This is a genomic window from Mesorhizobium sp. M7A.F.Ca.MR.362.00.0.0, from assembly GCF_004023175.1.
Classification (GTDB): Bacteria; Pseudomonadota; Alphaproteobacteria; order Rhizobiales; family Rhizobiaceae; genus Mesorhizobium.
In genome coordinates, this window is record NZ_RZTF01000067.1 from 1 (window position 1) to 20,510 (window position 20,510).

The 20,510-nt window shown below is 62.6% G+C and carries 24 protein-coding genes; 17 read left to right on the forward strand and 7 right to left on the reverse strand.

The genetic code is table 11. From position 1 onward, the window contains the following. Positions 1-58: 58 nt before the first annotated feature. From EOC06_RS11695 to EOC06_RS11710, 4 genes are all read left to right on the forward strand, one after another. Positions 59-667, forward strand: coding sequence for a cupin domain-containing protein (locus EOC06_RS11695; RefSeq protein WP_128307805.1), 609 nt, complete (start codon positions 59-61; stop codon positions 665-667). Continuing rightward, on the forward strand, positions 657-1,742 hold the full coding sequence (locus EOC06_RS11700; protein ID WP_128307806.1) for an ABC transporter ATP-binding protein: 1,086 nt from the start codon (positions 657-659) through the stop codon (positions 1,740-1,742). Before EOC06_RS11695 ends, EOC06_RS11700 begins: the two co-directional genes overlap by 11 nt. 481 nt (positions 1,743-2,223) lie before the next feature. Then, entirely contained in the window at positions 2,224-2,649 is a 426-nt protein-coding gene (locus EOC06_RS11705) for a 2'-5' RNA ligase family protein (RefSeq protein ID WP_245469504.1), read from the forward strand. A gap of 126 nt (positions 2,650-2,775) precedes the next feature. After that, the gene (locus tag EOC06_RS11710; RefSeq protein WP_128307808.1) at positions 2,776-3,129 is read left to right on the forward strand and encodes a nuclear transport factor 2 family protein; all 354 of its coding nucleotides are present in this window, start codon (positions 2,776-2,778) and stop codon (positions 3,127-3,129) included. A gap of 102 nt (positions 3,130-3,231) precedes the next feature. On the opposite strand, the gene EOC06_RS11715 is transcribed toward EOC06_RS11710, so the two are convergent. Next, entirely contained in the window at positions 3,232-3,711 is a 480-nt protein-coding gene (locus tag EOC06_RS11715) for an SRPBCC family protein (protein WP_128307809.1), read from the reverse strand. Further along, on the reverse strand, positions 3,708-4,064 hold the full coding sequence (locus EOC06_RS11720; RefSeq protein ID WP_128307810.1) for a helix-turn-helix transcriptional regulator: 357 nt from the start codon (positions 4,062-4,064) through the stop codon (positions 3,708-3,710). The genes EOC06_RS11715 and EOC06_RS11720 overlap by 4 nt, the downstream gene beginning before the upstream one ends. Positions 4,065-4,211: 147 nt before the next feature. Between EOC06_RS11720 and EOC06_RS11725 the strand changes: the two genes are divergently transcribed. Next, positions 4,212-4,559 carry an ArsC family reductase gene (locus EOC06_RS11725; RefSeq protein ID WP_127270294.1) on the forward strand — a complete coding sequence of 116 codons (348 nt, stop codon included), beginning with the start codon at positions 4,212-4,214 and terminating at the stop codon, positions 4,557-4,559. Positions 4,560-4,755: 196 nt separating this feature from the next. Here EOC06_RS11725 and EOC06_RS11730 read toward each other — a convergent pair whose 3' ends face one another. From EOC06_RS11730 to EOC06_RS11740, 3 genes are read right to left on the reverse strand one after another with little or no spacing between them, the layout of a single operon-like run. Further along, positions 4,756-5,118 (reverse strand): DUF488 domain-containing protein, encoded by a 363-nt coding sequence (locus tag EOC06_RS11730; RefSeq protein ID WP_128307811.1) that lies wholly within the window; start codon positions 5,116-5,118, stop codon positions 4,756-4,758. Positions 5,119-5,139: 21 nt separating this feature from the next. Beyond that, entirely contained in the window at positions 5,140-6,396 is a 1,257-nt protein-coding gene (locus tag EOC06_RS11735) for an aminopeptidase (RefSeq protein ID WP_128307812.1), read from the reverse strand. Beyond that, the gene (locus EOC06_RS11740) at positions 6,393-7,385 is read right to left on the reverse strand and encodes a LysR substrate-binding domain-containing protein (protein WP_128307813.1); all 993 of its coding nucleotides are present in this window, start codon (positions 7,383-7,385) and stop codon (positions 6,393-6,395) included. The genes EOC06_RS11735 and EOC06_RS11740 overlap by 4 nt, the downstream gene beginning before the upstream one ends. 94 nt (positions 7,386-7,479) lie before the next feature. Here EOC06_RS11740 and EOC06_RS11745 point away from each other — a divergent pair, with 94 nt between their 5' ends. The 3 genes from EOC06_RS11745 to sbmA all read left to right on the forward strand — a co-directional run bounded on the left by EOC06_RS11745 (position 7,480) and on the right by sbmA (position 10,346). Continuing rightward, positions 7,480-7,701, forward strand: a complete 222-nt coding sequence (locus EOC06_RS11745) for a hypothetical protein (protein WP_128307814.1) — start codon at positions 7,480-7,482, stop codon at positions 7,699-7,701. A gap of 111 nt (positions 7,702-7,812) precedes the next feature. Continuing rightward, positions 7,813-8,973 carry a YbfB/YjiJ family MFS transporter gene (locus tag EOC06_RS11750; RefSeq protein ID WP_128307815.1) on the forward strand — a complete coding sequence of 387 codons (1,161 nt, stop codon included), beginning with the start codon at positions 7,813-7,815 and terminating at the stop codon, positions 8,971-8,973. Positions 8,974-9,086: 113 nt separating this feature from the next. Continuing rightward, positions 9,087-10,346, forward strand: coding sequence for a peptide antibiotic transporter SbmA (sbmA, locus tag EOC06_RS11755; protein ID WP_127328446.1), 1,260 nt, complete (start codon positions 9,087-9,089; stop codon positions 10,344-10,346). Between the two features lie 29 nt (positions 10,347-10,375). On the opposite strand, the gene EOC06_RS11760 is transcribed toward sbmA, so the two are convergent. Beyond that, complete coding sequence (locus EOC06_RS11760; protein WP_128307821.1) at positions 10,376-11,374, reverse strand: polysaccharide deacetylase; 999 nt, start codon at positions 11,372-11,374, stop codon at positions 10,376-10,378. Between the two features lie 214 nt (positions 11,375-11,588). Between EOC06_RS11760 and EOC06_RS11765 the strand changes: the two genes are divergently transcribed. Both EOC06_RS11765 and der read left to right on the forward strand, forming a co-directional pair. Further along, positions 11,589-12,254 carry a tetratricopeptide repeat protein gene (locus EOC06_RS11765; protein ID WP_127811033.1) on the forward strand — a complete coding sequence of 222 codons (666 nt, stop codon included), beginning with the start codon at positions 11,589-11,591 and terminating at the stop codon, positions 12,252-12,254. Beyond that, complete coding sequence (der, locus tag EOC06_RS11770) at positions 12,251-13,684, forward strand: ribosome biogenesis GTPase Der (protein WP_128307816.1); 1,434 nt, start codon at positions 12,251-12,253, stop codon at positions 13,682-13,684. The genes EOC06_RS11765 and der overlap by 4 nt, the downstream gene beginning before the upstream one ends. Positions 13,685-13,774: 90 nt before the next feature. Here der and EOC06_RS11775 read toward each other — a convergent pair whose 3' ends face one another. Then, the gene (locus EOC06_RS11775) at positions 13,775-14,686 is read right to left on the reverse strand and encodes a LysR substrate-binding domain-containing protein (RefSeq protein WP_128307817.1); all 912 of its coding nucleotides are present in this window, start codon (positions 14,684-14,686) and stop codon (positions 13,775-13,777) included. Between the two features lie 119 nt (positions 14,687-14,805). On the opposite strand from EOC06_RS11775, the gene EOC06_RS11780 reads away from it, so the two are divergent. The 7 genes from EOC06_RS11780 (at position 14,806) to EOC06_RS11810 (ending at position 20,384) form a co-directional block, all read left to right on the forward strand. Then, positions 14,806-16,104 carry an MFS transporter gene (locus EOC06_RS11780; protein WP_128307818.1) on the forward strand — a complete coding sequence of 433 codons (1,299 nt, stop codon included), beginning with the start codon at positions 14,806-14,808 and terminating at the stop codon, positions 16,102-16,104. Between the two features lie 143 nt (positions 16,105-16,247). Beyond that, positions 16,248-17,429 carry a cell wall hydrolase gene (locus EOC06_RS11785; protein ID WP_128307819.1) on the forward strand — a complete coding sequence of 394 codons (1,182 nt, stop codon included), beginning with the start codon at positions 16,248-16,250 and terminating at the stop codon, positions 17,427-17,429. 254 nt (positions 17,430-17,683) lie between these two features. Continuing rightward, positions 17,684-18,091, forward strand: coding sequence for an AtpZ/AtpI family protein (locus tag EOC06_RS11790; protein ID WP_127256993.1), 408 nt, complete (start codon positions 17,684-17,686; stop codon positions 18,089-18,091). A gap of 59 nt (positions 18,092-18,150) precedes the next feature. After that, complete coding sequence (locus EOC06_RS11795; RefSeq protein ID WP_128307820.1) at positions 18,151-18,909, forward strand: F0F1 ATP synthase subunit A; 759 nt, start codon at positions 18,151-18,153, stop codon at positions 18,907-18,909. A gap of 85 nt (positions 18,910-18,994) precedes the next feature. Next, positions 18,995-19,219: a F0F1 ATP synthase subunit C gene (locus EOC06_RS11800; RefSeq protein WP_006206606.1), complete on the forward strand. Its 225-nt coding sequence runs from the start codon at positions 18,995-18,997 to the stop codon at positions 19,217-19,219. 63 nt (positions 19,220-19,282) lie between these two features. Then, a complete protein-coding gene (locus tag EOC06_RS11805) occupies positions 19,283-19,882 on the forward strand; it encodes a F0F1 ATP synthase subunit B (RefSeq protein WP_127272329.1) in 600 nt (199 codons plus the stop codon). A 10-nt stretch (positions 19,883-19,892) separates the two neighbouring features. Next, positions 19,893-20,384, forward strand: a complete 492-nt coding sequence (locus tag EOC06_RS11810) for a F0F1 ATP synthase subunit B (RefSeq protein ID WP_127270951.1) — start codon at positions 19,893-19,895, stop codon at positions 20,382-20,384. Positions 20,385-20,510: the final 126 nt, after the last annotated feature.

Genomic DNA, 20,510 nt, shown 5'->3' on the forward strand with positions numbered 1-20,510 from the left:
GGAGCTTATCGACGCTGCGCCGCGCTCCGATGGATAGACTGCAAACGAGGATGAATTGATGGACATGCTGGACGAACCGGCTGAGAAGCCGAAGGACGATGCCGATGTGCGGGTCGGCCGGCGCGTACGGGCGCTGCGGCTGGAACGCAACCTGTCGCTGGCCGATCTTGCGGCAAAAGCCGGTGTGTCGATCGGTGCTTTGAGCCAGATCGAGCGCGGTATGTCCTCACTGCGCGTCAAGGTGATCTGGCCACTCGCCGCCGCTCTCGACATCGAGCCGTCGGCGCTGATCGCCGACGGCAACGATGCCGTCAGCGATCTCTATTGTGTGCGTGCCGACAAGCGGCGGCAGATCCCGGTGAAATCGGAAGGCATTGCCAAGGCGCTGCTGTCGCCCCCGGGCGCGACGCTGACCGGCATGCTGGTGACGGTGGAAGCCAGCGGCGGCACGGCCGAGGCCTATGCCCATGCCGGCCATGAATTCGGCTTCGTGCTGGCCGGCGAGGTCGAACTGGTGGTGGATTCGACAAATTACGGGCTGAAGGCCGGCGACAGTTTTGCGTTCAAGAGCACGCTTTTGCATGCCTTCTGCAATCCGGGCACTGAGCGTTGCCAGATCCTCTGGGTCAACACCACGAAGCCGTCCGAGGTTCGCGATGGCGCCTGATCCACTTGTGCGGCTGCAGGCGGTCTCGAAGATTTTTCCTGGCGGCATCGTCGGGCTCGACGCCGTCGACCTCGACATTATCAGCGGCGAGTTTGTCACGCTGCTCGGGCCGTCGGGTTGCGGCAAGACCACCAGCCTGCGCGTCATCGCCGGTTTCGAAAGCCCGTCGAGCGGCAAGGTGTTGCTCGATGGTCGCGATATCACTGCCCTTCGGCCGTTCGACCGGCCGGTCAACACCGTGTTCCAGGACTATGCGCTGTTCCCGCACATGAATGTCGCCGAAAATGTCGGCTTCGGTCTGTCGCTGCGCAAACTGTCTGGATCTGAGCAGGCAAAGCGCACCGGCGAAGCCCTCGACATGGTCGGTCTCGCCGACAAGCTTGGCGCCCGCGTCTCCGAACTGTCGGGCGGCCAGCGCCAGCGCGTCGCGCTGGCGCGTGCCATCGTCTGCGAACCACGCGTGCTGCTGCTCGACGAGCCGCTGTCGGCGCTCGATGCGCATCTGCGCGAACAGATGCAGGTTGAACTGAAGCGGCTGCAGTCGCGGCTCGGCACCACCTTCGTCATGGTCACCCACGACCAGACCGAAGCGCTGTCGATTTCCGACCGCATCGTCGTCATGAACAAGGGCCGCATCGAGCAGATCGCGCCGCCGGCCACCCTTTACGACCGGCCCGCCACGAAGTTTGTGGCGAGCTTCATCGGCACCATGAATCTCCTGCAATCGCGCTTCGTCGGCCGAGACGGCGATCGCCTGCGCTTCGCCGCCGGCGCCCTGCCGCTGGAGGCTATTTCTGAAACCGGCGAGGCACCTGCCGAGGGCGCCACCCGCACCATCGGCGTGCGTCCGGAGGATTTGCTGGCGATGACCGAGGCCGCGCCCGGCACCGCACCGGCGCGCGTCAACAGCGTCGTCTTTCACGGTCGCACGCTGCGCCTTCATGCCGAACTCGGGCAGGGCGCGCCTGTTGTCATCGATGCGCCGCGCCAGGCCGAGGGTTCCCAATTCAGCGTCGGAGACGTGGCGCATATCAGCCTGCGCCGTGGTGCCAACTGCCCGGTGCTACCAAGCTAATTTTGTCGACGTTAAATAACCGGAGCACACGCCGCGCGGTGGCTACAAGCCGTCGGTCAACGGCCGGGGGTATGTCGACTGGTCGATCCACGATTTTCGGGAGGTCAGGGCATCATCGGCTACGGATCGTAGGGTTCGGCCCTTGCTCGAAAAAGCTTGCTCCGCCGTTAAACTTGCGGGCGCTGATGCGGAAACCATTAGCGCCGGTTTTGTTTTCACTTGATTTGTTCCCTTTTTGTTCTAAACTTCTCGGCTTGATACAATCTGCCGGACGAGATCGGTTGTGAGTGGGCAATTTTCATACGGAACCGCGAAGAACGGTCAGACCTTTTTCCGATTTGAAGGACAGAACCCGATCCGGGAGCCGCATCTGTTCTACGGATTTCTCGTTGAGGATCCGGTCAATGCCATGCTGCGGCGCAGGGCTGAGCACTACAATCAGGAACTGAGATTGCGGGGATGGCTGACGCCAACCGATCAAATGCACATATCCCTGATCGGCCTTGGCGACGGCAAACAGAAGCGTGTGGTGGAGATCGCCCGCCATGTCGGCTTGCTGATCCAGGCCACACCATTCGATGTTTGCTTCGACCGCCTGTCGGCTTTCGGCGGCGGGGCGCTGGTCCTTCGCAGCAGCGACCATTCGCCGACCTTGCAAGCCTTCTGGCGCAAGCTCTCTGCCGTGATTGACGACAGCCCGCTAAAGCCATTCATCACGACCTCGCTGGAGCCACATGTCACGCTGCTTCGCGACAGGAGGGGCGTTCCGAAAGTGCGGGAACGGATCGTTGAGCCGATATCCTGGACAGTGCGGAGTTTTTCGCTGATCTGCAGCCACCAGGGTGAATACAAATGTCCGGCGACCTGGCGATTGACCGGTCAGGACGATTCCCTAGCCGGCATATGAGAAATCGTGGCCACACAGCCGCTATACCAATCGTCCTGACACGGCTTGTCAGCTGTAGTGCCGGCAACGGTGGCGGGCCGGTAAGCGCTTCCCTATTTGCAGTGCGTCTGAACAGGAGGAACACAAATGACCATCGCGGAAATTGCCAAGGATTTCACCGAACTGCTCAAGCAGGGCGATAACGAAGCTGCTGCCGAGAAGTACAATGCCGATGATATCGTCAGTCTCGAAGCCATGGCGGGGCCAATGGCCATTGCCAATGGCAAGGAGGCTCTCAAGCAGAAGGGCCAGTGGTGGCAGGAGAACAACGAAGTGCATGGCGGCTCGGTCGAGGGTCCCTATGTCAATGGCGACCAGTTCGCGGTGCGCTTCAAGTTCGACATAACGCCCAAGGCTACCGGGGAGCGTGTCACCAGGGATGAAGTTGGCCTCTACACGGTCAAGAACGGCAAAATCACCGAAGAGCGCTTCTATTATTGAGGCCGTGAAATACCATCGGCTTGGGGAATTCGATCTCGTCGCTGGAGGTTAAAAAATAAGCATGGCGGCCGGGACGATGCCCCAGGCCGCCATGTGAGAGGCTCAAATGGTCTTGACGTACTGCGCAAGCTGGTCGGCCACCGTGCCCCAGCCGTTGAAGAAACCCATCTCTTCATGGTTGTTGCGGGTCGCCTCGTCGCGATGGATGGCGGTGGCGGTGTAGCGGGTTCCCTTGCCGTCCGGCTGAAGGGAAATGACCGCGGTGATGAAGGGTTCGCCTGATGGCCGATAGCCCGGCAGCAGCGCGTCCGTCCAAACCAGCCGCTCGTTCGGCACGATTTCGAGATAGCAGCATTGGCGGTCGTTGACCTCCTTGCCGTCTGGCGACTGCATGCGCGTGCGGAACAGCCCGCCCGGCCTGAGGTCGATCTCGCAGTCGGTGATCATCCAAGGCTTCGGCGTGAACCATTGCTTGACATGCTCCGGCGTCGTCCAAACGCGCCACAGCAATTCGCGCGGCGCATCGATGACGCGCTCCAGCACGAGGTCCAGTCTGGGATCCGGCTTGAGGGGATAGCTCATTTTTCTGTCTCCTTGAGGGTCATCACATAAGCGTCGAACCGGTCGAGGCGACGCTCCCAAAGCGTGCGCTGTTCGGCCAGCCAGTTTTCGGCGAGTTTCAGCGGCTCGGGTGCCAGCTGATAGGTCCTGACCCGGCCGGTCTTTTGCGAGTGCACCAGCCCGCAGCCTTCGAGAATCTTGAGATGTTCGATGAAGGAGGGCAGCGCCATCTCGAAGGGCTCTGCGAGTTCGCTGACCGAGGCGGGACTGCGGTTCAGCCGCTCAACAACGCGGCGTCGCGTCGGGTCGGCAAGAGCGCGAAAGATGCCGTCGATCGGCGGAGGGCTCGGAGTTGTGGTCTGAAGGCTTGTCATTGGTTGGTCCTGAGGCGCTGTCAAAATACTTAGGGAAATTCCTTAGTGTTGGCAAGGGCAAAACCGAAGGCATGCCGGGGAGCGCTGGCAAAGCGCGCAGAGCGTCCTTAATCTGCGGTCAGATTCGAAATCGGAAGGGCCACTGTTTTGACGATCATCATGTACGGCATCACCACCTGCGACACGGTCAGGAAGGCGCGCCTCTGGCTGGAAGGCCATGACGTGGCCTACAGGTTTCACGATTTCAGGGCAGAGGGACTGGACGCGAAGCGGCTGGATGGCTGGGCGGGCAAGGTCGGCTGGGAAAAGCTGCTCAACAAGGGTAGCACCACGTTTCGCGAACTGCCGGACAACGACAAGCAGAGCCTCGACGAAAAGAAGGCCAAGGCGCTGATGCTGGCCAAGCCGACCGTGATCAAGCGACCGGTGCTGGAGGTTGGGGATCGGATTCTGGTGGGGTTCAAGGCTGATGTTTATGAGGCGGTGGTGAAGTAGGGCAGCGCATACACCTCACTTCGTCATCCTATGGCGAAGCAAGGAGCGGAGCGACGCAGCGCAGACCATAGGATCCATGCCGTGATCTATCCGTGTTGCAACGGTGCAGATTCTGCTCCGCTGCGCCTTTCGACTGAGGTCGCGGCATGGATCCTCGGGTCAAGCCCGAGGATGACGAAGGTCTGGCTAACGATGGCTAATTGTGAGCGCTTGCGCTGAGATACCCCGCCAGCGCCACCGCATTGTTATGCGCTTCATCATGCGCGCCATAGAGCAGCGTCACCTTGCCGTGGCTGATCAAGCCTCGCAATTCACTCACCGCCTCGCCATTTCCATCCAACTCGACCCAGTACCGCTCCTGAAACTCCGCCCAGCGCGCCGGCTCGTGGCCGAACCATTTTCTCAGCTCGTCGCTCGGCGCGATGTCCTTCAACCACAGAGCCAGCGCGGCGTCTTGCTTGCTGACGCCGCGTGGCCAGATCCGGTCGACCAGAACCCGCTGCCCGTCATCGGGGGAGGGTGGTTCGTAGATACGCTTGACCGCCAGATCGAAGGCCATCGGACCGCTCCGTAAAGCGGGTCAGGCCCACTCGCCCCTGCGCATGACAGGCACGCGGGCGCCGTCCTTGTGGACGCCGTCAATGTCGATCCTGTCCGAACCGATCATCCAGTCGATGTGGATGAAGCTCTTGTTGCCGCCGCGCGCCGCGATCTCGTCCTGGCTGAGCGAGGCGCCGTCGACGAAGCACTTCGAATAGCACTGGCCGAGCGCGATGTGGCAGGCGGCGTTCTCGTCGAACAGCGTGTTGAAGAACAACAGCCCGCTTGCCGAGATCGGCGAGGAATGCGGCACCAGCGCCACTTCGCCGAGGCGGGGCGCGCCCTCATCTGTATCGAGCACCTTCTTCAGCACATCCTCGCCCTTCGATGCCTTGGCCTCGACGATCCTGCCTTCTTCGAAACGCACCGAAATGTCGTCGATCAGCGTGCCCTGGTAGGACAGCGGCTTGGTCGAGGAGACATGACCCTCGACCCGCCTTGCATGCGGCGTGGTGAAGACCTCCTCGGTCGGGATGTTGGGATTGCAGGTGATGCCGTTCTTGGCGGTCGAGGCGCCGCCCATCCATTCATGGCCGTCCGCCAGCCCAACGGTCAGGTCGGTGCCCGGTCCGGTGAAATGCAGCGCGTGGAAATTATGGCCATTGAGCCATTCGGTGCGGCTGCGAAGCGCCGCGTTGTGCGCCTTCCAATTGCCGATCGGGTCCTCAACATCGACCCGCGAAGCGGCGAAGATGGCATCGGCGAGCTTCACGACCGCAACATCGTCGGCATCGCCGGGGAAGACCTGTTTGGCCCAGGCGAGGTCCGGATAGGCGACGATGTTCCAGTTGATGTCGAAGCCGGTGATCTTTTCCAGCGCCGGCTGGTAGGCCATCGAATTCGCCTTGTTGGCGCGCGCCACTTTCGCCGGATCCTGTGCGGAGAGCAGCGACGGATCCTCGCCGCGTACGGCAAGCCTGGCCGCATTGTTGGCAAAGGCATTCGCCATGCCTTCATAAAGCCAGCCGGCGGCGCGGTCGAAGCTCGCATCGGCGCCGAAGCGGTAGCGGGCCAGCGTCATCTCGTCATCGTTGAAGATCGGCGTCACCAGCCCGGCGCCGGCCTTGTAGGCATGCTCGACGATCCGCCTGGTCAGCGGCAGTGCCGCGATGGACGACGTCAGCACCAGATCCTGCCCTGGCTGCAATTGCAGTCCGACCTTGATGGCGACTTCCGCCAGCCTGTCGAGCTTCACCGGGTCGATCGATGCGGAAACGCCGCGCGAATGTGTGGTCATGATCCTGCCTGTCGTAGTTTGATGTCCGACTCTACATAGCTCGGTGCCTCCGCCCTTTCCACCGCGATCGCGCCGGCGGGTTCTGGGCTTACGGACCCGAACCGCGCCATGGTTGCCTCGATCTCTTCCCTGATCCAGAGCTTGAAGTCCCGGACCTTGCGGCTTTCGGCCTTGGTGCTGGAGGTCACCAGCCAATAGCCGAGCCCGCTCTGGGCGCGGATTCCGAAAGGCGCCACCAGCCGCCCGTCGGCCAGCGCGTCGGCGGCGAGCAATTGCCAGCCCAGCATCACGCCATGACCGGCAATCGCCGATTCCAGGCACAGCATCGGGTCGGTGAAACGCGCGCCCTTGAGGAAGGCAACAGGCGGAACGCCTGCTGTCTCGAACCAGCTTTCCCAGTTGATCATTGCCCGCTCGTCGGTGATTGCGCAGGTCTGGGCAAGATCCTCGATCGACTTCAGTTTTTGGGCGATCGCCGGCGCGCAGACCGGGAAGACTTCCTGCGCCAAGAGCAGTTCCGTGCGTCCGCCCGGCCATTTGCCGTCGCCGAGCCGGATGGCGATGTCGATGTCCGAGTGATCGAGATTGGCCAGCCGCACCGAAGCGTCGATGCGCAGCAGCACTTTGGGATGCCGGTCGAAGTGGCGAGATAGTCTGGGCAACAGCCACTTCGAGGCAAAGGCCGGCGCCACCGAAACCACCAATGTGCATTGCGTAGCCTCGTCGGCCAGGGCCACGGCCTGGGAAAGCTCACGAAATCCAGCACCGAGGCGGGCCGCGAAGACGGCGCCGAACTCGGTCAGCACCAGACCGCTCGCCGTTCGCTCGAACAGCGCCTGGCCGAGCTGTTTTTCGGTACGGCTGATCTGCTGGCTGACGGCGCTGACGGAAACGTTGAGTTCACCGGCGGCGGCCGCCAGCGATCCGAGACGGGCAACGGTTTCGACGGCGCGGAGGCCGTTGAGATGGACGCGGTTGAGCATGGCCATTGAGTTTTTCTAAACTGATCCGGCTGAAATCTCAATTGAAAGGCATATCGAAACGGCAGATTTTGTCGGGAGAGACAGACCTGTGGAGCCGGAAATGTTAGGGATTTTGTCGTCGTCGCTGAAGGTCTTTTTCACTGCGAGCGGGCCGTATGAGCCGCGCCAGGACAGCGAGGCGCAGAGATGGCTGATCGATCCGCTTTCGCATCCGGTGCTGAACACCATGTCGGAGCGCGAACTGGGCGATGTGCCGTTCAGGCTGACGGCACGGCGGACGGTGCACGAGAGGGGTTCATTGCCCGCCGGCGGTCGCTGCTGAGCAGGCGCCAAGCGTTCCGACATAGGAAGTCGAGGCGAGCACGTCCCGCGTACGCACTGGCCCAACAGATGGCGATTGTTTCAGCGACCCCTGCATTTATTGTGCAGTGCGATGACATCAGCCAACTCGACAGCGCTGCGTTTCGCTTTCGCCGGCATGATTGCCATGGCGATTGCCATGGGCATCGGCCGTTTCGTCTACACGCCGATCCTGCCCGGCATGATGCAGGAACTGCATCTGTCGCCGGCCGATGCCGGCTGGATCGCGTCGTCCAATTATCTCGGCTACCTCGTCGGCGCGTTGGCGGCGGCGGGCGGCTGGGCGCATGGGCGCGAGCGCCTGCTGATGCTGGCGGGGCTTGGCGCCAGTGCGGTCCTTGCCGCGCTGATGGGGCTGACCGAAGCGATGGCGGCCTTTCTCGCCATCCGCTTTCTGGCCGGTCTGGCCAGCGCCTTCGTCATGGTGTTCATGGCCAGCATCGTGTTCAGCCATATCGCGGCTGCCGGTCGCAACGACCTGCAGGCCTGGCATTTCGGCGGCGTCGGGCTCGGCATAGCGGCATCGGCGGCGATGATGGCGGTGCTGGTCGCCGAGCATTCGGGCTGGGCGGCAGGCTGGCTATGGTCGGCGGCGATTTCGGCCTGCGGTTTCGTCCTCGTGGCTCTGTTGGTCAATGAGGGTCCGCTCGGCAACGGCGAAGTCCCCCGCGAGCCGGCACTGCGGATGGACCGGTCGTTGGTCAAGGTCATCATCGCCTACGGCCTGTTCGGCTTTGGCTATGTGGTGACGGCGACATTCCTGGTCGCCATCGTCCGGCAAGGCGGCGGCAGCCGCGTCTTCGAGGCCATTGTGTGGATGGTCGCCGGTCTTGCGGGCTTTCCCTCGGTCTGGTTCTGGCAGAAGATCGCGGCGCGGACCGGCCTCTATGCCGCCTATGCGCTGGCGTGCTTCATCGAAGTTGCCGGCGTCACCGCCAGCGTCGCCATCGGCGGCGCCACCGGGCCGCTGCTTGCCGGCGTGCTGCTCGGCGGCACCTTCATTGCCATCACCGCCTTTGGCCTGCAGGCCGCCCGGCAGCAGGCGCCAAGCGCGCCGCGCCGGATCTTTGCCCTGATGACGGCTGCGTTCGGCCTTGGCCAGATCATCGGGCCGGTCGCGGCCGGATTTCTGGCGCAAATGTCCGGCGATTTCTTCCTCGCCTCGATCACCGCCGCAATCGTGCTGGTCGTCTCCGGCGCCATCACATGGTCGGCTGCGCCAAAATCGCCATGATTGTGGGCTTGCTGTGCCGGGCATCGGGCACGGGCATTTTCTTTCCCACTAATGTGTGACTTTATGCCCGCCGTAGTCAGCTGATTTGCGCCCAGATCGAGGAATTCGCCACAGTGTTCGTATCCTTTTTCCCGCAGCCGAAGCTCTTCTTCTCTTCGGCCGCCGTCTGGAGCCTTGCGGCGATCCTGTTCTGGTTTTTCGGTGGTGAACAATTGGGCGCGGTTTTGGGATTGCCGCCGGCTGCGGCCGGCGCGCCGCCCATCATCGGCATCGCGATCCTCATGTCGCCGCCGTTTCTATGGTTTTATCTCTATTTCGTGTTCTGCGTGGCCGTCTTCTACGCATTCTGGAGCTGGTATTCGCCGCATCCGTGGCAGCGCTGGTCGATCCTGATGACCGCGGTCATCCTGTTCTTCATCTATTTCAATGTGCAGGTCAGTGTCGCCGTCAACGCCTGGTACGGACCATTCTTCGACTATGTGCAGGGACTGATGTCGGGGACTGGAAAGTCGACCAACAGCGAATTTTATATCGGATTGGCGGATTTTTCGTGGCTCGCGCTGGTCGGCATGAATGTGCAGGTGGTCAATGCCTTCATCGTCAGCCACTGGATTTTCCGCTGGCGCACGGCGATGAACAATTATTTCGTCGAGAATTGGAGCAGGCTACGCCATATCGAGGGTGCCTCGCAGCGTATCCAGGAAGACACGATGCGGTTCTCGCAGATCATGGAAGACCTCGGCTCCAGCTTCGTCCAGTCGATCATGACATTGATCGCATTCCTGCCGGTCATGATCCAGTTGCAGGCCCATATCACTGAGTTGCCGATTATCGGCGCGATCCCGCAGCCATTGGTTGTCGCGGCCCTTGCCTGGTGTCTGTTCGGGACGATCTCGGTCATGGTTGCCGGTCTGAAACTTCCAGGGCTGCAGTTCCGCAACCAGCGTGTCGAAGCCGCCTACCGCAAGGAACTCGTCTACGGCGAGGATCATGCGGACCGCGCCCAGCCGGCCACCACCGCCGAGCTGTTCGAGAATGTTCGTCACAATTATTTCAGGCTGTATTTCCACTACATCTATTTCAACGTCGTCCGTTACACCTACCTGCAGGCCGACAACATTTTCTCGCTGCTGATCCTTGGTCCCTCACTGGTGGCGCACAAGATAACGTTCGGCGCGCTGAACCAGATTTCGAACGCATTCGGCAAGGTGACGGGGTCGCTGCAGTTTCTGCTCACGTCCTGGTCGACCATCGTCGAGCTGCAATCGGTCCACAAGCGCCTGCGTGCCTTCGAAGCGACGCTGCAAGGCGAGCCGTTGCCTGAAATCGACCAGCGCTATCTGGCAAGACAGAGCGCCGAGGACCCAGCCTAAGGTTTTGGAAATCGAACCGGGTCGGCGGCTCAGCCGCCGACCGAGACCTGCCTTTGGCCAGCATCCTGGCGCGAAACATAATCGCGAAAACTGATGCATTCGACATCGGCTTTGACGCAGACCTCGCCGGCGAAGCGCTCAAGCGCGTTCCAGTAGGCGCCGTCATTCATCAGCGCGAAGTGGAAGCCAAGCTCAAGCGGAATGCGCTTGCCGGCATACTGCTTGTCGAAGGCGGCGCGAAAGGCAGCATAGGTCCGGTTGGCGAACTCGTCCGCCTGGCTTGGCCGCTCGAAGCCGCCGGAATGCCTGACATAGAGGTTGTAGTCCATGGCGATCACCGGCCGTGACTTCGGTCCTTCCGGAATCTGCGGCAGCGAAAAGTGCACGATGCCGTTGCTGGCCGTCGGTCGGGCAGGGCCTTGCGAGACGCCGCTGGCATCGAATTGATATCCGGCCGCCGGCAGCGCTTCATAGAGCGCCTTGCCGGTCGACAGATACGGCGCGCGAAAGCCGACCACCGCATGCCGCGCGAAATCGCGCCAGCCCTGTGGTTCGGGTGCAATGCCGTTGATCGCATAGGCGTTCTCGAGAATGTGCTCGAACGAACTGAACTCTTTCAGCCAGTCGGCCTTGCTCCAGTCCTTGCCGTCGAAATGGCCACAGCCATGGCTGGCGATGTCGTGGCCTTCATGCGCGGCAAGCCCGATCTGTTCGAGCCGCTCGGTGACTTCCTGCTTCGAGGCGGCAAAGCCGATGTTGGATTTGCCGGCGCCTTTGCCGGGTGCGGTGTATTCCTTGCGTGTCTCCGTCGACAGCAGGAAGACGCAGGAGAGAAAATAGGTGAAGTGCGCGCCGGTGCGCTCAGCCAGTGCCCGGCTGCGTTTCCACTGCGAAATGTCGCGGGCACTGTCGAATGAGATGATGACGACCTGTTTCGGCTTTGCCGGCGCCGGTGGATCGGCCAAAGCCCCACCGGCGGCGGCGAGTGCCGCAAGCGAAAACGCAACAACGCGGAACGGACGAAGCATAGGCAATCTGATCTTCACTCGGGGAATGTCTGCAAGCCGGCTATCGCCTAAATGTGGCGTGGGTGCGATTGGCCTTTTCGGCTGCCTGTCCGGGGCAAACATCCGTTTGCCCCGGACAATAGGCGATTTTCCGGTTGAACCCCTTCCATGCCGGCAAAATTTCGCTAAAACGCGGGCTGACAAAGGCCCGACGGGGCAGGAATGGTTTGATTTGATGTCCGACGACAGTTTTATCCGTGAAGTCAACGACGAGATCCGTCGCGAGCAGGCGCAGGCGCTGTGGGACCGTTTTGGCCCGGCCTTGATTGTCATTGCGGTCCTCGTGGTGCTCGGCACCGCCGCCTTCGTCGGCTACCGCTATTGGGACGAGACGCGCGCCAACCGCTCGGGCGATGCGTTCTCGCAGGCACTGAAGCTTGCCAATGACGGCAAGAACGATGAGGCGCTGACTGCGCTCGATCAGTTGGAGAAGGATGGCTACGGCGCCTATCCGCTGCTCGCCCGCATGCGCGGCGCGACCGTCAAAGCGAACAAGGGCGATGTCCCCGCCGCCGTCAAGGATTTCGACGAAGTCGCCGCGGATACGGCCATTCCCCAGGGAATTCGCGACATGGCGCGGCTGCGGGCAGCACTGCTGCTCGTCGACCATGGTTCCTTTGCCGACGTCTCCAGCCGTGTCGAGGCGCTGACATCCGACACCAACACGCTACGCCACACGGCGCGCGAGGCACTCGGCCTTTCCGCCTGGAAGGAAGGCAAGACGCAGGATGCGCTGAAACTGTTCGACCAGATCGCCGCCGATGACGGCGCGCCGCGCAACACCCGCGAGCGCGCAACATTGATGTCCGAGCTGATCCGCGGGTCGGGCAGTGCGTCGTGACCTTCAAAGTCGCCATCATCGGCAGACCTAACGTCGGGAAATCGACTCTTTTCAATCGGCTGGTGGGAAGGAAGCTGGCGCTCGTCGACGACACGCCGGGCGTCACCCGCGACCGTCGCGTCCATGCCGCCAAGCTTTACGACCTGCATTTCGACGTCATCGACACCGCCGGCTTCGAGGACGCGGGCGCCTCGACCTTGCCCGGCCGCATGCGTGCGCAGACCGAGATCGCCATCCGGGAGGCCGACCTGATCTTCTTCACCATCGACGCCAAGTCCGGCCTGTTGCCCGACGACAGGACCTTCGCCGAGATCGTGCGCAAGTCCGGCAAGCCGGTCGTGCTGGTCGCCAACAAGGCCGAGGCCAAGGGCGCCCAGGGCGGCATGCTGGAAGCCTGGGAACTCGGACTTGGCGAGCCGATCCCGGTTTCGGCCGAGCATGGCCAGGGCATGCCCGATTTGCGCGACGCCGTGATCGGCGCGCTCGGCGAAGCGCGCGCCTTCGGCGAAGAAGAAGATGGCGAAGACGAAGACGTCGCTGCCGGCGAGGTGCTGATCGGCGAGGATATCGCCGATCCGGATGCCGAGCATACCTATGACGACACCAAGCCGATGCGCATTGCCGTCGTCGGCCGTCCCAATGCCGGCAAGTCGACGCTGATCAACGCGCTGATCGGCGAAGAGCGGCTGCTCACCGGACCGGAAGCCGGCATTACCCGTGATTCGATCTCGGTCGACTGGGATTGGCATGGCCGCCGGCTGAAATTGTTCGACACAGCCGGCATGCGCCGCAAGGCCAGGATTCATGAAAAGCTGGAAGTGATGTCGGTGCAGGACGGCCTGCGCGCCATCCGGTTTGCCGAGATCGTCATCATCGTGCTCGACGCCACCATCTCCTTCGAGAAGCAGGATCTGCAGATCGCCGACCTGATCATCAGGGAAGGCCGGGCGCCGGTGATCGCCTTCAACAAATGGGATCTGATCGACCATCCCCAGGAACTTCTGGCCGAACTGCGAGAGAAGACGGAACGGCTTCTTCCCCAGGCGCGCGGCCTCCAGGCCGTACCTGTCTCCGGCGAGACCGGGCGCGGCCTCGACAAGCTGATGGATGCCGTCATCAAGACGCACAAGGTGTGGAACAGCCGCGTCTCGACCGGCAAGCTCAACCGCTGGCTGGAAGGCATCCTGGCACACCACCCGCCGCCTGCCGTGGCCGGACGCCGGCTGAAGGTCAAATACGTCACCCAGGCCAAGACCCGGCCGCCGGGTTTCGTTGTCCAGTGCTCGCGGCCCGATGCGATGCCGCAATCCTATGTCCGCTATCTCTCCAACAGCCTGCGCGAAGCCTTCGACATGCCCGGCGTGCCGATCCGCATCGCGCTGCGCACGTCGGACAATCCGTTCGCCGGCAGGTCGAACAAGCGCAAATAAGCGGTCGGGCTCGAATGAGCCCCTTTGCTCGCGCGAATTCTCCGCAACGTTGGCGGGACAGCACGCGACACTGGATACCTTTCCGGCTGTCTAAGCGACCTCCTCCTTCAACCGCTCGTCCCGTGGCAGTGCCTGCAACGCCGCCTGCAACAATATGTCGGCTAGCCGCGCTGCCACCGGATCCAGTTCAGCATCCTTCTGGTGCAGCACCAACGCCATTTTGGGCAATGCCGGCAGCCCGGCGATCTCCGGCGTTATTGCGCTGACGCTGGCCGGCAGGCCGATGTCGGTGCGGATCGTCAGCCCCAGCCCCGCCGCCACGGCTGCCCAGATGCCGCCAAGGCTCGGGCTGGAAAAGGCCATCCGCCACGACAGCCCGGCGCGGTCGAGCGTTTCGGTTGCCACCGTGCGCAGAAGGCATGGCGCTTCGAGCGCCACCAGCGGCAGCGGCTCACCGTCGCGCAGGCTGGTCTCGATGCGCTTTGCCGGCCCGATCCAGCGCATCGGCACATCGGCGACATGCTGGCTGTAGGGCAGCGTTTCGCCGCAGTGCCAAGCGAGCGCGATGTCGAGGCTGCCTGACATGACCCTTTCGGCAAGGTCGTGGCTGCGTGCGATCCTGGCTTCGATCTTCACCTTGGGGTGCGCCCGGGCAAATCGGCCGAGCACGTCCGGCAGCACCGCCTCGCCGAAATCTTCCTGCAAGCCGAGCCGTACCCAGCCTTCCAGCTCGACATCATGGATGGCGGATGCCGCCTCGTCATTCAATTCGATCAGCCGGCGCGCATAGCCGAGCATGGTCTCGCCGGCCTCGGTCAAAGCGAGGCCGCGTCCTGATTTGCGGAAGATCGGCGTCGCCGCCTGTTCTTCCAGTTTCTTCAATTGCGCGCTGACCGCCGACGTCGACCGGCCAAGCCGGTCAGCGGCCTTGGCAAAGCTGCCCAGCTCCATACCGGTGACGAAACTGCGCAGGACGTCGAGGTCGAAAGTTACGCGTCGCATGTCTGAAGTCCCGATTTTCAGGATTGTTAGTTCAAAACTTCCTGATTTTCAGGATGAAATTATGGCGGTAGGGACAGATCGTCAAGGCCGGACCACTGGCCAGCACGGGAAATGAAATCATGTCCGCCATCGTCAATTGCACCGATCGGCAGTCGCCGAAGCTCCTGGAAGGTACCGGTTCCGCCGGGAGGGTTTTCAAGCCGGGCCATCGCTGGAAGGTTCTGGGCATCGGCGTTGCCGCCAATGCCGCCTTCTCGGCTACGTTCTCCGGCATCCCGGCGACGGCGGTCGTTCTTCGCCAGGGCTATCATTTGGGCAATGCCGAGCTCGGCCTGGCGCTCGGCCTTCTCGGGCTGGGGGTCGCGCTCAGCGAGCTGCCCTGGGGCCTGCTTACCGATCGCTGGGGCGATCGCCGCGTGCTCCTGATCGGGCTCGGCGCGACGGCGGTGTGGCTCCTGGCCATGGCGATGCTGGTTGTGCCGACAAAGGCCGGTATTCCCGGCGTCACGCTGCTCTCCGCGAGCCTGCTCATCACCGGACTGCTCGGCGGCAGCGTCAACGGTTCGAGCGGCCGCGCCATCATGGGCTGGTTTCGGGAAAACGAGCGCGGCTTTGCCATGAGCATCAGGCAGACGGCGGTGCCGCTTGGCGGTGGCCTTGGCGCGCTCGTGCTGCCCTCGCTTGCGCTGGCTTTCGGCTTTGGCGCGGTGTTCGGGGTGCTGGCGGGCGCATCCGCTCTGTCTGCCCTGTTCGCCTGGCGCTGGCTGCACGAGCCGCCGACGGCGGGCGAGGGCCATCTCGCTTCGGCTGCGGTCGGACCGGCGCCGCTGCGCAATCGGCGCAATCGCGATGTCTGGCGTATCGCGACCGCCATCGGCCTGCTCTGCTTTCCGCAGGTGGCCGTGCTCACCTTCGCCTCCGTGTTCCTGCACGATTTCGTTGGGTTGGGAACGGCGGCAATCAGCGCGAGCCTCGCCGCCGTTCAGATCGGCGCCATGGTCATGCGCATCTGGAGCGGCCGCTTCACCGACCGTCACGGCAACCGCCGCCAATTTCTTCGCTTGTGCAGCGCGTTCAGCGCCCTTGCCTTCGCCATGCTTTGGCTGCTGGTCCTGTTCGGCCCAACCGTTCCGGGCGGCCAGCTCATCTGGTTGGCTGTCCTTCCAGTCGGGCTTATTGTCGCAGGCATCTCGGTCTCCGCCTGGCACGGCGTCGCCTACACCGAGCTTGCCACCCTTGCCGGGGCCAGCCATGTCGGGACCGCGCTCAGCCTTGCCAACACTTTTGTTTTCGTAGGCTTCTTCCTGGTGCCGGTGGCCATTCCGGGGCTCTTGCACCTTTGGTCTTGGTCCGGCGTCTGGCTGGCGGCCGCCATCTGCGCGCTGATCGCCCGGCCGATCTTCCTGCGTCCGGCCTGAGTTCGGCCGCAAAACCGCCCGACTTCGGAACCACGACCTGAAGCCGGCTGAGAACAGTCCGATCGAAGCCGTTAACGTCCCATCAAGGTTAATGCATCATTTTGCTCTCCAGTGGGGTCTGTCGCGTTCCTGGAGAGTGTTCCGTGCATCGACGTGTGTTGAAGCGGCTGGTTGCCGCCGCCGGTGAGAGAAGACGTGGCTTTCTGCCCCCGTTCGTCATCGGTCTCGGCATCTGGATCGGCTTTCCGACCATCGTCGCCTATCAGGACATGACGAGCCTTGTCTCCGGCCTCGAAGCGAACACCCGCTGGAATTCCTATGTCGAGAAATCCGTCGCCGGCTCGACCCATGCTGCCGAGATGCCCTTTGTCGATTCTGATGTCACCGGCTCCATCTCCGGATCGGGTGTCCACCTGGCCGGTGTCGGCAACGTGTCGTTTCGCGGAAAGGGCGGCAAGGTCAGCGGCACGCCCGATGAGGACCGCGTCGTGCGCGCCGAGAAGAAAGGGCGCATCGTCCAGATGTCTCCCGTCGCACCGCCGAAGAACTTCAACGCCGGCTCGATCTTCGAGCGCACCTCCTCCTTGCTGCGGCCCAGCATGGACAGCGGCCTGAAAATGGCTTTCGCCAAGCCGCAGATCAAAGGCAAGGAAATCCAGATCGCCGCGGCATTCCATGCGCGCGAGGAGAAGAAGCCGGATCCCGGCGTGCCGGCCATGCTGGCAGCGCTGGTCAACAACGACCATCCGGACGTGCTGGCCACCGCCTACGCGCAGTCCGAGCCTGACTATGCCAAGGCATCGCCCTTCGAAGCCCTGCTTCAGGACGAGCAGCCCAATGAGGGCCGCTTCATTCCGCCGATGGCCAAGGGCGATCATTCGTGGATCCAGAACCCGCTGCCCGCCAGTGTCTTCTCCCAGAAGGAGCAGGCATGCCTTGCCAACGGCATCTATTTCGAGGCGAGGAGCGAATCCGTGCGCGGCCAGGCCGCCGTCGCCCAGGTCATCCTCAACCGCGTCCGCAACCCGACCTATCCGAATTCGATCTGCGGCGTCGTTTACCAGAACGACAGCTGGTTCAACCGCTGCCAGTTCTCCTTCGCCTGCGACGGCAGGAAGAAGCGCATCGATAGCCCAGCCGCCTACAAGACCGCCCAGGAGATCGCCATGGCCGTCACTGCCGGCAAGATCTTCATCCCGGAGGTCGGATCGTCGACCCACTACTATGCGCAATATGTCCATCCCGGCTGGGCGCGCACGATGCAGAAGATGACCAAGATCGGCTTGCATATCTTCTATCGGACCTATGGCGGCGGCTGGAGCTGACTGCGGAGCAGCCGCTGATCTTTGACGTGGCGCGCAGCCTATCGAAGAGCCATTGCGCGGGGGATTCGCGCCATGCATCCTTGTCATCATGGCGGGCACGATGTCGCACCTTTGTAATCCATTGATTTTATTGCCTAAAATACATGGCAATGAACTTCCGCCCGTGGCTTGACGGGCGCAAACCCTCTAACTATGTTGCCGGCGACTTTAGAAGCGGACGGACGGTGATGGTCTGACCGGGCAGGGGGGTTGCGATGGCCGACAAGAATGGGCCAGACGGAACCGGAGAAACCGGCCGCGGCAATCAGCATGAACCCGATATCCGCGACGACGATCTTGAGCGGCGCCGCCGTGACCTGGAAGCTTCGCTTGCGACAAGGCGGCCGGGCCGGCTCGAGGGGAAAGACGACGCGAAAGCGGGCAGTGTGGCCGGTTACGGTCAGGCGCTCAAACTCTCCAGCGAGTTTATCGCCGGGGTGGTGGTGGGTGCCGGCATCGGCTGGATCATCGACCGTCTGGCGGGGACATCGCCATGGGGTCTGATCGTGTTTCTGCTGCTTGGTTTTGGCGCCGGAGTGCTCAATGTGATGCGTTCCGCCGGCGTTGTGGCAGAATTTGGACAGGGCGATAAATCGCGCCGTGACCAAGACGACAAGAAATGACCGCGCACCATGTGCGGTAATGGTAACGAGGCCGTACGCGGCATTGACGGGGTTTGAACGTGGCAGCTGACAAGGTCGATCCGATCCACCAGTTCCATATCAACAAGCTGATTCCGATCGACGTCGGCGGCTATGACCTGTCTTTCACCAATTCGTCGCTGTTCATGGTCGCGACCGTGCTTGTCGCGGCTGGATTTCTGTTTCTCACGACGTCGAGCCGCAGCCTGGTTCCCGGGCGGCTTCAGTCGGTCTCCGAGATGGCCTACGAGTTCGTCGGCAACATGTTGCGCGATGCCGCCGGCACGCAAGGCATGAAGTTCTTCCCTCTCGTGTTCTCGCTGTTCATGTTCGTGCTCGTCGCCAATCTGCTTGGCCTGTTCCCGTATTTCTTCACCGTCACCAGCCACATCATCGTCACCTTCGGCCTTGCCGTGCTGGTGATCGCAACCGTGGTCGTCTACGGCTTCATGAAGCATGGTTTTGGCTTCCTGAAACTGTTCGTGCCGCATGGCGTGCCGGTCTTCCTGCTGCCACTGGTGGTGCTGATCGAGGTGATCTCCTTCGTGTCGCGCCCGGTCAGCCTCTCGGTTCGTCTGTTCGCCAACATGCTCGCCGGCCACATCACGCTGAAAGTGTTTTCCGGCTTCGTGGTCAGCCTGAGCGCGCTCGGCGCGGTCGGCGTCGCCGGCTCGATCCTGCCTCTGGCGATGGCGGTGGCGCTGACGGCACTGGAACTGCTGGTCGCCTTCCTGCAGGCCTACGTCTTTGCCGTGTTGACCTGCATGTATCTCAACGACGCCCTGCACCCCGGGCACTAGGTCCAAAAGTTTCCGGCCCAAGAATTTCCAACATTGGCGCCGGATGGAATCGCAACGGAATTTTAGATCCAAAGGAGTTGAACAAATGGACGCAGAAGCAGCAAAGTACATCGGCGCCGGCATCGCTTGCCTGGGCATGGGTGGTGCGGGCATTGGCCTCGGCAACATCTTCGGCAGCTACCTCGCGGGCGCACTGCGCAACCCGTCGGCTGCCGATGGCCAGTTCGGCCGCCTGATCTTCGGTTTCGCCGTGACCGAAGCTCTGGGCATCTTCTCGCTTCTCATCGCGCTTCTGGCCCTGTTCGGCTGAGCACTCGGGAAGATTGGACAGGCCGGCCGCGCGAGCGGCGGGCCTGAATTTCGGGGATAGTCCATGTTCGTGACATCTGCCTTTGCGCAAGAGTCCGCGCCATCAGCCGATACCAGCCACGCTGCTACGGAAGGCGACACGCATTCCAGCACCGGTGTGCCTGCTGAAGCGCATGGCACGTTTCCGCCATTCGATCCGGCGACGTTCCCGTCGCAGCTTCTGTGGCTGGCGATCACCTTCGGGCTGTTCTATCTCTTCCTGAAGCGGGTTGTGATGCCGCGCGTCGGCGGCATCATCGATGTCCGCAACGATCGCATCACGCAGGATCTCGATCAGGCGGCCAAGTTGAAGGGCGAGGCCGACGCTGCCGTTGCTGCCTACGAGCAGGAACTGGCGGAAGCCAAGACCAAGGCCAACGCGATCGGCCAGCAGGCCAACGACGCGGCTAAGGCCGAGGCCGACACCGCTCGCAAGAAGGTCGAGGCCGCGCTCGACGCCAAGCTTGGCGAAGCCGAGGCCCGCATCTCTTCCATCAAGGCCAATGCCATGAAGGAAGTCGGCAGCATCGCCGAGGACACCGCTTCGGCGATTGTCGAAGCCCTGGTTGGCGGCAAGGCCAGCAAGGCAGAGATCGCGGCCGCGGTCAAATCCGTGGCCCGGTGAGGAGCGCATCATGGACGCCACATCTCTCGCGACGCTCTGGGCCACGGTTGCCCTGGTCATCTTCCTGGGCATTGCCGTCTACATCAAGGTGCCTCGCCTGATCGCCAAGGCGCTCGACGCCCGCGCCGAAAGGATCAGCAACGAACTCGACGAAGCGCGCCGGCTGCGCGAGGAAGCCCAGCAACTGCTTGGCCAGTATCAGCGCAAGCGCAAGGAAGCCGAGCAGGAGGCCGCCGACATCGTCGCCGCCGCCAAGCGCGAAGCCGACTTGCTTGCCGCCGAAGCGCACAAGAAGACCGAGGACTATGTTGTCAGGCGCACCGCGCTTGCCGAGCAGAAGATCGGCCAGGCCGAGCGTGACGCCATCAGCGAAGTCCGCGCCAGCGCCGTCGACATCGCCGTAGAGGCAGCGCGCGCGCTGCTTGCCGGCAAGATCGACGCCAAGGCCGGTGCCGATCTGTTCAAGGCATCGCTTGCGGACGTGAAGTCGAAGCTGAATTAGAGGGTCCCTCTAGCCAATCATCGAAAGCCGCCCGGGCAACCTGGCGGCTTTTTTGTTGTGGGCGGGGATAATCTCCCCCCTCGAGGGGGAGATGTCGCCAAAGGCGACAGAGGGGGTCGGCTCGAC